The sequence below is a fragment of the Clostridium neonatale genome (genome assembly GCF_001458595.1).
Classification (GTDB): Bacteria; Bacillota; Clostridia; order Clostridiales; family Clostridiaceae; genus Clostridium; species Clostridium neonatale.
The window spans coordinates 2,247,742-2,260,073 of sequence record NZ_LN890328.1; the positions used below are offsets into that span (position 1 = coordinate 2,247,742).

Sequence of the window (12,332 nt, forward strand, 5' to 3'; positions counted from 1 at the left end):
ATATAAATTTATATTTTGCTTAAAATAATTACATTTATTTCCTTTATATTATATCTCAGTTTTATTAATATTCAAAATACTTTTTTAAATTTCATTTTCTATGCTATACTTATTTTAATTATTTATATAAAAACTTTATTTTATTATTATTGAAGATAAGATATTTTTATATTGATTTAATATACCTTATTGTAATAAAATATCTTAGTGTTATTGATTAATAATATATTCATTGGTTAATAATCTAAAATAAAGTTAATTGGGTGGTGAGTACAATTAATATAAAATCTATATTAAGTATAATTCTAGCAAAAACTGCTGCATACCTTTCAAAGCATCTTTTTAAAGGCGGAACTAATTTCCCGGGAAAAATTGCTTTAAAAATTGATAAAAATGTATTAAAAACTGTTTGCAAAGGATATAAAGTTATCTTAGTTACTGGAACTAATGGTAAAACAACAACTACTAGCATGATTTATAATATATTAAATGAAAATAAATTTGATGTTATTACAAATAATACTGGTGCTAATTTATATACAGGCATAGTAGCTTGTTTCATTTCAAATTTCTCTTTTTTTAAGAAAAGAGAAAATGCTTATGCTGTAATTGAAGTTGATGAAGCAAATGTTAAATTCATTACTGAGCATATAACACCTGAAATAATAACTGTAACTAACCTTTTTAGGGATCAATTAGATAGATATGGTGAAGTTTACACAACTCTAAATAAAATTCTAGAAGGTGTTCGTAATGCTCCATCTTCTAAATTAATTTTAAATGGTGATGAATCTTTACTTGGAAAATTGAATTTAAATAATCCTTCTATGTATTATGGATTTAATGTTCCAATAAACGAAAATACTACTCTTGAGATTAATGCTGATGCAAAGTTCTGTAAATTCTGTAAAGCACCATACAAATATAATTTTGTAACTTATAATCATTTAGGTGATTTTTACTGTCCAGAATGTGATTATAAAAGACCAAATTTAAATTATGCTGTAAATAAAATATTTGATTTAAATCCAGACAATTCCTCTGTTTTAATTAATAATACTGAGGTCTTCATAAGTCAATCTGGAGCTTATAATATTTATAATGCTTTAACTGCTTTTTCAGTAGCTAAAGAACTTAATATTGATGATTCTGTAATAAAAACTTCTCTTCAAAGTCAAGAGTCAAGCTTTGGTAGACAAGAAGAGATAAAAATAGATAATAAAGATTTAAAAATAATTTTAGTTAAAAATCCAGCTGGGTATAATCAAGCTTTAGATACTTTATCACTTAATAAAGATCCATTCTCTGCAGTATTTATGCTTAATGATAATTATGCAGATGGACGTGATGTTTCTTGGATATGGGATGTTGATTTCGAAAAAATCTCTACTCTCCCAATAGAAGATATTTTTGTTTCTGGGCTTAGAATGTACGATATGGCTGTTAGATTAAAAGTTTGTGGATTAGATCCTGACAAATTTATTTTACAAGAAGATTATGAAGCCTTAACTGAAAAAATTAAAACTTCTTCTTCAAATAAAATATATATCCTTGCAACTTATACGGCCATGATAAACTATCGAAAATACCTACATTCAAAAGGTTATATTAAAAAGTTGTGGTAAACGAAGGAGGCATATAAAATGGAATTAACAATTTGTCATTTATACCCTGATTTACTAAATGTATACGGCGATGTAGGAAATGTACTTATTTTAAAACATAGAGCATCACTTCGTGGCATAGATGTTAATATAGTAAACTCTTCTTTAAATGATACTTTAGATAAAGACAATATAGACATTATTTTCTTTGGTGGTGGCCAAGATTATGAGCAGTCTATTGTTTCAAATGATTTAAATACAATAAAAAAAGATGATATTAAAGAATATATAGAAGATGGTAAAGTATTTCTTGCAATTTGCGGTGGATATCAACTACTTGGAAAATACTACACAGCTCCAAATGGTGAAAAAATAAACGGACTTGGTATATTAAATATTTATACTGAGGGGGGAGATACTAGATTTATTGGTAATACAGAAATATACAATGAATCTTTTGATGAAACTTATGTTGGGTTTGAAAATCATTCTGGAAGAACATATATAAATGATCATACTCCTCTTGGAAAATGCATTCATGGCTATGGAAATAATGGTCAAGATGGATATGAAGGATGTATATACAAAAATACTTTTGGTTCATATTTTCATGGTTCTTTCTTATCAAAAAATCCCGAATTTGCTGATAGATTATTATTATTAGCTCTTCAAAATAAATATGGTACTGATGTAAAATTAGATCTTTTAGATGATGAACTTGAATTAAAAGCAAAATCTGTTATAAAGGAAAGACTTAAAACTGATAAATAAAAATATTATTTATATTTTTATTTATGTAAAAGTTATACATGGTAATTATCAATTATGCTTTTTCAGTTTTTAATTAAATGTAAAGATTATTCTGCATTTCTTTAAACTGGGTGTTTTAAACTTTTTCTATAATAAATCATACTTCATCGTTCATTGACAATTCAAATATGTTATACTAAAAATACTTAATTTATAAATAGAAGTGGAGAGATTGACTTGAAAAAAAACTTTATTTTAAAAACCCTTGTATTAACTCTTTCAGTTTCATTATTTAGTTCTTTTGGCACTTTTAACCTTAACACTAGCGCTTCTGCTGCCGAAGCTGAACCCAGTATAGTAGCACAATCAGCTATAACTATGGACTTAGAAACTGGAGAAATAATTTATTCTAAAGAGGCTGATGCTCAGCATTATCCAGCAAGTACAACTAAATTATTAACCGGCTTACTATTAGCTGAAAATAAACAAAAGAGCGATCAGTTAGTTTATACAGAAGCTGCAAAAGCTCAGCCTGCATATTCTTTAGATCACAGTTTTATGGGTGGATCAATAAAAGTTGGTGATAAGATTTCAGCTGACGATATAATGAAAGGTTTATTACTCTTCTCTGGAAATGATACTGCTTATGTTATATCTGATAACGTTGCTGGAGATTCAACAAAGTTTGCAGAAATGATGAATGCCAAAGCTAAAGAACTTGGTGCAAACAACAGTAATTTCGTAACACCTAATGGATTACATGATGATAATCACTATACTACTGCATATGATCTTTCTTTAATAACAAAAGCAGCCTTTGGTAATGAATGGGAAAGAAGCGTTATGGAATTACCAGAAGCATCTATATATATTAATGGTTCTAAAGTTATGCTTGAAAATAGAAATTTAACTCTAGGCAAAAATGGTAATATAGGTGGAAAAACTGGATACACTAGCCTTGCTGGTGGATGCTTAGCTACTGTTTATGAAAGAGATGGAAGAAAAATCGTTGGTGTAGTTTTAAAAAGTACTCAAGTTGATAATGAAGATCCAACTAAATTCAATGATATGGATGCTATTATGAATTATAGCTATGATGTTCAAAAAGAAGTTTATAAATCAAGTGGTGAAGAAGTTGGAACTGCTTCTGTTGAATATAAATCATTTGGATTCTTTGGTCCAAAGAAAACTGTTAATGTTCCTATCAAATTAGCACAAGATGTTACATATTATAAAAATGCTATAAATGATGCTGAATCAAAAATAAATTATTCTAGCAGTAACGCTAGCGCTTGGAATCTTATATTTAATAAAGATGTTCAATTAACTTATACTACAAGAAATCATAGTGAAAATGTTGCTGGTACTGTTGAAATTTCATTAGGAACTATTCTTAAAGATAATTTATTATTATATATTGGAACACTTGTTGGAATAATAATAATAATTTCATTAATATTTATGCTTAAAAGCTTATCTTTTAATAGAAGAAATAGAAGATCTAGCTATAGAAGAGGAAGAAGAAGATAATAATGAGTAAAACGGAACTTAAAGGAAGTGTAATCTTAAATCCAGTCCCAGTTGTTTTAGTTACATCAAGAAATAAAGAAGGTAAAAATAATGTTTTTACCGTTGGATGGACTGGTACAATTAATACAAAACCTCCTATGCTTTATATTTCAATAAGACCTGAAAGATTATCATACGAATATATAAAAGAGTCTATGGACTTTGTAATTAATATGCCTAGTTCTGATTTAGTAAAAGCTGTTGATTACTGTGGTGTAAAGCCCGGAAGAAAATTTGATAAAATAGATGACATGAATTTTACACTAAGTGAAAGTACATTTGTTTCAGCCCCTTATATTAATGAATGTCCTGTAAATATTGAATGTAAAGTAAAAAATATAATACCTCTTGGTACGCATGATATGTTTATAGCTGAAGTTGTATCATCTCATGTTAATGAAGATTTATTTGATGAAAATGGTAAAATTCACTTTGAAAATGCTAACCTGATATCTTATTGCCATGGTGAATACTTTCCATTAAGTAAAAAGGCTATTGGTTCTTTTGGTTTTTCAGTAATGAAGAAAAAAACTTTAAAACGTAAAAGCTTAGAAGAAAAGAATAAAAAATCAAAAATCAAAAATAAATCTTCTTCTGGAAAGAAAAAAACATCTAATAAAAAAAGAAAATAATATAAAAATCACTAGAAATTAATCATCTTTCTAGTGATTTTTTAACTTTAATCTTATTAAATATTATTTTTTAACCTTTTAAGCTCTTAAATCCTTCTCCAAGCACTTCACTTGTCTCGCTTACAGTAATGAATGCACTGCTATCATTTTCTTTTATAAACTGTTTTAATTTTATAAATTGACTTCTTGTCAATATAGTTAATATAACGCAGTTATCCTGTCCTGTATATCCACCCTTTCCATGAAAGACTGTACATCCTCTATGTATTTCCTTTATTATATAATCCGAAACCACTTTTTCTTTTTTAGTAAATACCATTACCTGTTTAGATACATTAATACCATCTATAAACTTATCAATTAAAGTACTTGTTAAATAAACACTTAATAATCCAAATAATGCAAGCTCTGTTCCAAAAGTAAACATAGCTAAAATAATTACAATAGAATCTGATATTAAAAGACCTTTTCCAAAATCTATATTAAAATACTTGCTAATAAGTTTAGCTGTTATACTTGTTCCACCTGTAGTTGCATTCTGGGTAAGCATAATTGCTGTTCCTAAGGCTAATAATGCACTTCCAAATATAGATGCAAGTATTAAATTATCTGTAAAGGGTACTACATCAAAATTTCTTTCAATTACTGATAATGATATTGATAATCCAAAAGCTGCATATAAACTTTTTATACCAAAGCTTTTACCAAGAAACATAAATGCTAATGCAAATAGCACAACATTACATATGTTCATTACTATTCCTGTCTTAATTCCAAGTAATTTATTTATTACAAGAGCTAATCCAGATATTCCTCCAGACGCTATTTCATTTGGGAAAAAGAAAAATTGTAATGATATTACTACTATTGCTATACCTAATGTTATAATTGCGTATTCTTTTAACTTTTTCATTATTTCCTCCTATACATTCTAAAATTAATGTTATCATTATTCATAGATGATATATTATCACAGATTTCAAATATTAATCTTCTATAGTTTGCATCAAATATCAATATTTTATATAAAATTTTTTAAAATAAACACTTATAAGTACGTGAAATTACAAATGTTAAAATCACAATATAAAAAAAATAAGATACTCTAAAATAATATTCTAGAATATCTTAACTGATTTATAATTGATTTATATTTTAATAAACTATATAGTTTTATATGTATATCATTTCTAATCAAAATATATCATTAAATAAATTCAATAATAATAGAGTAAGTATCACATTCATAATTCCAGCAATTCCAATAGAAAGTATGCTTATTCCACCTTGAACTTTTCCAAATTATAAGACTTTAATTGAGTTTAGTTTTTCTCTCCCTATATATTCCTATTTCAGAAGAAGCTAGTGAATACTAATGAAAATAGTAAATTACCTGGTATTACTTCCGATATCTTCACCTTCATTCATTTCTATTTTTTTCTTGCTTGATATAAATCGAATAATTGTACCAATCCCACCCATTATTACCATTGTTGTTATAACATATACAATAAATATTTGAATGCATGTAGATTTTATTATATCCATTGAAGGCATAAGTCCAACTCCTACTGGAATAAAAAATAGCAATAAATGACTTAATAAACACTCTGATTCAATTTCAATATTTTTAATCTTCAAAATTTTTCTACATAGCAATATGAATAATATAAGCATTCCCAATATATTCCCCGGTACAGGTAAATTTAATATTGATGATATAAATTCACCTATTAAGTAAATTCCAAGAATAATCAATGTTTCTCTAAAAAGCTCCATCTTTCTGCCCCTTTCAATTATTCCTCAAGATTCCTTTATCCCAATTACCAAGTTATATACTATACAATTTAACACTATTTAATTAATAAGTAAATTATTGATTTAGCTTATATGTAGATAAAATCATATATAATATATTAATAACTTATATTTATAGTAATTAAATGCAATTTTTAAATGTTTTTCCTGTGATTTAAATATAAACCTAATCTGATCTTAAATAAATTAATATTTATATACATAAAACTTCATTTATTTAAGATAATATTTCTCAAAACTAATATGCTTAGTATTTCTCAATAATCTATACAATAAATTTAATATCCTTAGTATAATGTATACATACACTAAATCGTGCTCTTAGTGTCTTAACTCGATTGAAATAGTAATGTATAAAAAGATGCTTCAAGATATTGTTTCTTGAAGCATCTTTTTATATCAATTATTATTTTCATTAACTAATTTTTTCTGTACCACAGCTACTATTTCATACATTAAAAAAGCAACAATTGATAAAATAACAATACTCATCATTACCATGTCAAGCTGTGCGACCTGTCCTCCATATATTATTAAGAATCCTAAGCCTTCTTTAGCAACTAAGAATTCTCCCATAATTACACCAACCCAAGATAATCCCACATTTATTTTTAATGCAGATATAAAAACAGGAATTGAATATGGAAAAACTAAAAACTTAAGCATTTGGATTTTTGATGCGCCAAAGGTCTTCATCAGCATGATTTTTTCATCCTCTATTTCATTAAATCCTGTTAATATGCTGATTATTGTAGTTACAATGGAAATCAATAATGTTATTACAATTATTGCTGGTTTTCCATTACCTATCCAAAATATTATAATTGGAGCTAATGCTACTTTAGGAAGCGCATTTAATACTACTAAATATGGATCTAATATTTTTGATACAAATGGACACCACCATAATATAACTGCAATTATTCCACCTAATACAGTTCCTAGCGTAAATCCTATTATTGTCTCATAACATGTTACCAATATATGATTTAATAAGTTTCCATCTTCATATAACGATATGAACGATTTTATAACTCTGCTAGGACTAGATGTTAAAAATGGATCTATCCATTTTAAATCAGCTGCAATTTGCCACAAGCCTATAAAGATCACAAGAATAAGAATTCTGCTTATTATTATTTTTCTCTTACTAGCTTTAACGCTTTTTAGATATATCTCATGCTCTTTACTAATATTCTTTTCTTCTGCCTTATTCATTGCACTCATCTAACTCCTTCCATAACTTATTGAAATACTCTCTAAATTCTGGCTCCTTACGTCTTTCAAAAGGAGTTAAATTATCCTTTAAAAATTCTATATCTTCTTCTATTTTTACACTTGATGGCCTCTTAGTTAAAACAACTACCTTGTCTGAAATTGAAATAGCTTCACTTATATCATGAGTAACCATAATTGCTGTTTTATTTTCATTTTTAATTATCTTGTATACATCATCACATACTAAAAGTCTTGATTGATAATCTAATGCTGAGAATGGTTCATCTAAAAACAATATCTCTGGATTAAGAGCTAAAGTTCTAATAAGTGCAACCCTTTGACGCATTCCCCCTGATAATTGACTTGGATGATGATTTTTAAACTTACTAAGTCCATAAGTCTCTAAAAGTTTATTTACTCTATCAATAGATTCATCGTTAAGCTTATTTTTTATTTTTAATCCTAGAATTACGTTATCCCAAACTGTATTCCATTCGAATAAGTGATCTTTTTGAAACATATATCCAATCTTATCCAGATGTTTTTTTATATCTTCTCCTTTATATAAAGCTCCACCACTTGTTGGATTTAAAAGACCACTTATTATATTAAGAAGTGTGGACTTCCCACATCCAGAAGGTCCTAAAATGGAAATAAACTGACCAAATTCAACATCAAAATTAACATTATCCAATGCTTTTGTTTCACCTTGAACTGTATGATAATTCATTGATATATTGGATATTTTTAATAATGTCATATATAATTCCACCACCTTATCATCTTTTTGTTTACACTATTTTATAGCTTTTTCTGCATAAGAGTTATCAACAATAGCGTTAAATGCTGGTTTTTGTGGAATTAAACTGCTGTCATATTCAATAATAATATCCATTAATCTATTTAAATCTTCTTCTTTAATTACTGGATTATGAGCCAAAGCATCGATTTTCTTATAATTATCTATAACTGTAACTATTGTATCTTTATCAGTACCAGGGAAATAGTCAATTATTTTATCTGCTATTTCTTCACTTGAATGAGAAAAATACCATTGTTGGCCTTTATAAATAGCATTTGTGAATTTCTGTATTACTTCTGGATTTTCTTTCATATATGAATTTGTAGCAAAGAAACAAGTATATGGTATGACACCTGATTCTTCACCTACAGAAGCAAGTATATGACCTGTTCCTTCTTTTTCAAGAACTGAAGCTGTTGGCTCAAATAAAGCAACGTAATCTCCAGTACCACCTTTAAATGCTCCTGCAGTAGCTGCAAAATCTATATTTGTAACCATATTTGCATCTGTCTTTGGAATGATTCCATTTTGCTTCATAGCATATTCTAGTGCCATAGCTGGAACTCCTGCAAGACTCTTCAAATACATATTAATTTTCCAATTGCTTGGAGATTTAAATCTAATATAAAAAATGACAGTATAATTAACACCACCAAATAAATATAACATTCCCCAACAAACTAATAATAAAAGTGTAGTTACTATATCAATATTGACAGTAACTACGCCAAAAAATCGGCTCAGTCCAAAATTGGATTGAGCTTTTTCTTCCTTACCAGTAGGTGTCATAAGAACTGTAATAAAAATGTCGCAAAAACTAATTTAATTCTTGTTATCATCCTATTCCTCAACAGTTCTAGCTTTACAATGCCTTTTATTTTTTTGTAAAATATTTCTTGTTACACTTTTTGTTACACCCTAAACCCTCTCTATTCCTTGCCTTTATATATATATTATATATATTGTAATAATAATATATAAATATATATATATAATAAGGGAGATACATATACATACCTATATAGTATTATATATAAAGATAAGCACGTGTAATTTCAACTCTTGTTACACCTAGTGGAATTATCTTTAAACCCTTGTAATATCGGGGCTTAGAGGTGCGCAAAAGGGTGAAAATTCTTGTTACATAGGGCTGAAATTCTTGTTACTATATATAAAATAACTGTTTATTTTTATTAAATATTTGTTATAATATAAATAAGAAAAGCCTAGTGCGGGAACACTAAGCTTCTCCTAGAACGTTTTTAGTTTTAGGGCTATTGAAATTCACATATATAAATATGTTTTAATGAAAAAGCACTTATTCTTGGTTAGATGGGGTGCTTTTTTCATTTGTGTTTAATTCAAAATTAATCCATTTAATTAAACTCAAACTTATTTTACAATTCTTACTTTTAGGGTTTAACGCCACAATAACAACTGTTATTATAGCAACTATACACACTAATAGAACTATACAAATCCACATTTCAATACCACCCCCTTAGACTATTATTTTTAATAGCCCAAGGCGGAAAACGTACAACCACCGCCCCCATCTTTGCGGAATATAGTGTTATTATATCATTATTTGTTTTTATGTGGAATATTTTTCTTTTATACAATTTATGCTTTTTAAACAGACATAATATTAACCTACAAAAAAGGAGATAACTAAATTAATAGTTGTCTCCTTTTAGGTAAAATATGAATAAATATATAAAAAAAATGTTCCACCAAAATACATATCGAAATATTTTTAAATCACTTTAGCTTATATTAGTTCTTTTTTTACATACTCTATTATAGTATCTTCTTCACCTTTAAATACATCTGCTAACTTTAATATAATCTCTTGATCTTCTATATCCATATCTTTTATTATCTCATACAATTTATTATTGCACATAACTATACCCCACTGCTATTATATAAGCTTATATAAAGAGCTAGAAAAAGACTCTTTGTCTATCTCTAGCTTTTTATGGTTTTTTTAACCATAATTTAATACTCTTTTATAGTCATAATTGAATTCTTTTTTATTATAATTTACTTTTATATTTTTTATGTTAAATTTATGTTATATTTATATTAATTATTTGTAAATATTTTATATTTTAAAACCAAAAGATAAAACAAAAGAGATAGCTTAAAAGGGGTTGGAAGCTATCTCTTTCTAAGTATTCTGGGCAAAAATATTGTCTTTACATACATATTATACTATAATTCTCCCAAACTTTTCAATATTTTATATCATATTTTTCAATACATTACATATTTTAATGTCAAGCAAAAAGAGACAACTAAATTCATAGTTATCTCTTTTTTGATTATGTCATAAATATAAAATAATGAGTACCCCACTCAATTGTATTTTAGCATATTTTTAAATAACTTTAAACTCTAATTTATTTCATAGAAAAGAGATGGTCAAAGGAGCTATCTTTAAACCATCTCTTTAGGGAATTTTTGAACTAATTTGCATCTATTTCGTATCCATATTATCATATTTTTTAACACTTTTCTATATTTTTCTACTCAAAAAAAGAAAGCCTATCTATAAAGGAGAGAAGTGTGGCTTTCTTTCTACTATTTGGAGTTACATTTACATTTTATCATATTTTTACATAAAAATAAAAGCCGATTAAAGAAATTAATCTCCAACCAGCTTTTACTATTTAATAGAATATGCAATCTTAGATCTGGGGATCACATTTTCAAAAATATTATATCATATGTTTTTTTAGCTTTTCAATTATTTTAAAGTATATTTTTTCTAAAAATCTATATAATAAAAGTCAGCTAAAGAATTTAGTCTCTAACCGGCTTTTATTGTTTTCTATTTTATAGATATATGAATTTTTAAGTGTATTGCTATTATATCGTATTTTTTTACATAATAAAATAGTTTTTTTTATATTATTTAGCAAGTTCTATCTTATAGCATAGAACCAACTACCTAAAGTTTTCTGTAGCTCTTTACACTTTTCTATAGGCAATACCTGCGTTTCTATCCATATACCTTTAGAATCTCCCTTTACATAACACCTTACACCTTTGAAATAATATAATACATATTCTAAGTCTACTCCTACAAAGCTACCATCACCACGATAGCCATTAGGCAAGTACGTAGTAACTATATAGCCTGTTGCTGTTTCTTCATTTTCCTTTAAAGCTTTAAAATCTGCTAGTGGAAAGTTAGCCCCTGGGCATTCTGTTGCTAATAATTCCTTGTGTCCATAAATAGGTAAGTTTCCATATTTACCTATTAAATATTTTATTAAATCTATTCCAGCATTATATTCTGCTGTAGGCATTGTTTCTTTCATATAATTACCCTCAAAACAAATACCTAGTGTATTTGTATTACTACCTTGACAATGAGCTCCTATAGCTCCGTCTGGTCTACCTTTATAAATTGAGCCATCTTTTCTTATAAAATAATGATATCCTATTCCAGACCATCCATTATTTAAATGCCAAGAATGAATATCTTGTACAGTGCATTTACTTGCTTCTGCATGGTGCAATACTAATTTATTAGGTTTATTTCCATAACTTAATGATTTAAACTTTAATCCTACATCTATAATATTCATTACAATTCCTCCAATTCATATAAAAATAAGGTGTTCATTAAGAACACCTCTAAATTATTCATCTTTAACTAATTGCTTTGCAGTTTGATTAACTCCAACAGCTACACCCCAACATAAGATTCCTTGTAAAATTGCATTGGCTAAATTATTTACATTTAAACCACTATTAATTGAGTTCAAAAGTATAGAAAATACTATACAAAATACCATTAAAATCATGGTAATATATTTATCCTTTATGCTTTCTATTTTCTTTAAAAATATTCCTAATACATATGTGGCAACAATTAGTATAATAAGATTTTCTGGTATAAATTTTAGTAAGTTTTCCATTTTTACA

The 12,332-nt window shown here is 26.9% G+C and carries 13 protein-coding genes; 4 read left to right on the forward strand and 9 right to left on the reverse strand.

All coding sequences use genetic code 11. The annotated features are described in order from the left end of the window. Positions 1-266 precede the first annotated feature (266 nt). From BN2920_RS17015 to BN2920_RS17030, 4 genes are all read left to right on the forward strand, one after another. Positions 267-1,625, forward strand: a complete 1,359-nt coding sequence (locus tag BN2920_RS17015; protein WP_058296171.1) for a Mur ligase family protein — start codon at positions 267-269, stop codon at positions 1,623-1,625. Between the two features lie 18 nt (positions 1,626-1,643). Then, positions 1,644-2,375, forward strand: a complete 732-nt coding sequence (locus tag BN2920_RS17020) for a type 1 glutamine amidotransferase (RefSeq protein ID WP_058296172.1) — start codon at positions 1,644-1,646, stop codon at positions 2,373-2,375. Positions 2,376-2,591: 216 nt separating this feature from the next. Beyond that, a complete protein-coding gene (locus BN2920_RS17025) occupies positions 2,592-3,884 on the forward strand; it encodes a D-alanyl-D-alanine carboxypeptidase family protein (RefSeq protein WP_058296173.1) in 1,293 nt (430 codons plus the stop codon). Positions 3,885-3,886: 2 nt separating this feature from the next. After that, positions 3,887-4,555, forward strand: a complete 669-nt coding sequence (locus tag BN2920_RS17030; RefSeq protein ID WP_058296174.1) for a flavin reductase family protein — start codon at positions 3,887-3,889, stop codon at positions 4,553-4,555. A gap of 70 nt (positions 4,556-4,625) precedes the next feature. Here the strand turns inward: BN2920_RS17030 and BN2920_RS17035 are convergent, their stop codons facing one another. From BN2920_RS17035 to BN2920_RS17065, 9 genes are all read right to left on the reverse strand, one after another. Continuing rightward, positions 4,626-5,468, reverse strand: a complete 843-nt coding sequence (locus BN2920_RS17035) for a YitT family protein (protein ID WP_058296175.1) — start codon at positions 5,466-5,468, stop codon at positions 4,626-4,628. Between the two features lie 476 nt (positions 5,469-5,944). After that, the gene (locus tag BN2920_RS17040) at positions 5,945-6,334 is read right to left on the reverse strand and encodes a CidA/LrgA family protein (protein WP_058296176.1); all 390 of its coding nucleotides are present in this window, start codon (positions 6,332-6,334) and stop codon (positions 5,945-5,947) included. Between the two features lie 438 nt (positions 6,335-6,772). Continuing rightward, a complete protein-coding gene (locus BN2920_RS17045; protein ID WP_172437820.1) occupies positions 6,773-7,600 on the reverse strand; it encodes an ABC transporter permease in 828 nt (275 codons plus the stop codon). Beyond that, complete coding sequence (locus tag BN2920_RS17050) at positions 7,584-8,351, reverse strand: ABC transporter ATP-binding protein (protein WP_058296177.1); 768 nt, start codon at positions 8,349-8,351, stop codon at positions 7,584-7,586. The genes BN2920_RS17045 and BN2920_RS17050 overlap by 17 nt, the downstream gene beginning before the upstream one ends. A 36-nt stretch (positions 8,352-8,387) precedes the next feature. After that, positions 8,388-9,182: an ABC transporter substrate-binding protein gene (locus tag BN2920_RS17055; RefSeq protein WP_230143847.1), complete on the reverse strand. Its 795-nt coding sequence runs from the start codon at positions 9,180-9,182 to the stop codon at positions 8,388-8,390. Positions 9,183-9,711: 529 nt separating this feature from the next. Further along, positions 9,712-9,879, reverse strand: a complete 168-nt coding sequence (locus BN2920_RS21525) for a hypothetical protein (protein ID WP_157065788.1) — start codon at positions 9,877-9,879, stop codon at positions 9,712-9,714. A gap of 285 nt (positions 9,880-10,164) precedes the next feature. Then, the gene (locus BN2920_RS22435; protein WP_268259262.1) at positions 10,165-10,299 is read right to left on the reverse strand and encodes a hypothetical protein; all 135 of its coding nucleotides are present in this window, start codon (positions 10,297-10,299) and stop codon (positions 10,165-10,167) included. 1,024 nt (positions 10,300-11,323) lie between these two features. Further along, positions 11,324-11,992, reverse strand: coding sequence for a peptidoglycan recognition protein family protein (locus BN2920_RS22180; RefSeq protein ID WP_083498845.1), 669 nt, complete (start codon positions 11,990-11,992; stop codon positions 11,324-11,326). Between the two features lie 54 nt (positions 11,993-12,046). Continuing rightward, positions 12,047-12,325 carry a phage holin family protein gene (locus BN2920_RS17065; protein WP_058296178.1) on the reverse strand — a complete coding sequence of 93 codons (279 nt, stop codon included), beginning with the start codon at positions 12,323-12,325 and terminating at the stop codon, positions 12,047-12,049. Positions 12,326-12,332 lie beyond the last annotated feature (7 nt).

Bases quoted from the DNA above. Each gene is read 5' to 3' on its own strand.
- BN2920_RS17020 (WP_058296172.1), top strand. From the start codon at position 1,644: ATGGAATTAACAATTTGTCATTTATACCCTGATTTACTAAATGTATAC.
- BN2920_RS17030 (WP_058296174.1), top strand. From the start codon at position 3,887: ATGAGTAAAACGGAACTTAAAGGAAGTGTAATCTTAAATCCAGTCCCA.
- BN2920_RS17035 (WP_058296175.1), bottom strand. From the start codon at position 5,468: ATGAAAAAGTTAAAAGAATACGCAATTATAACATTAGGTATAGCAATA.
- BN2920_RS17040 (WP_058296176.1), bottom strand. From the start codon at position 6,334: ATGGAGCTTTTTAGAGAAACATTGATTATTCTTGGAATTTACTTAATA.
- BN2920_RS17045 (WP_172437820.1), bottom strand. From the start codon at position 7,600: ATGAGTGCAATGAATAAGGCAGAAGAAAAGAATATTAGTAAAGAGCAT.
- BN2920_RS17050 (WP_058296177.1), bottom strand. From the start codon at position 8,351: ATGACATTATTAAAAATATCCAATATATCAATGAATTATCATACAGTT.
- BN2920_RS17055 (WP_230143847.1), bottom strand. From the start codon at position 9,182: ATGACACCTACTGGTAAGGAAGAAAAAGCTCAATCCAATTTTGGACTG.
- BN2920_RS21525 (WP_157065788.1), bottom strand. From the start codon at position 9,879: ATGTGGATTTGTATAGTTCTATTAGTGTGTATAGTTGCTATAATAACA.
- BN2920_RS22435 (WP_268259262.1), bottom strand. From the start codon at position 10,299: ATGTGCAATAATAAATTGTATGAGATAATAAAAGATATGGATATAGAA.
- BN2920_RS22180 (WP_083498845.1), bottom strand. From the start codon at position 11,992: ATGAATATTATAGATGTAGGATTAAAGTTTAAATCATTAAGTTATGGA.
- BN2920_RS17065 (WP_058296178.1), bottom strand. From the start codon at position 12,325: ATGGAAAACTTACTAAAATTTATACCAGAAAATCTTATTATACTAATT.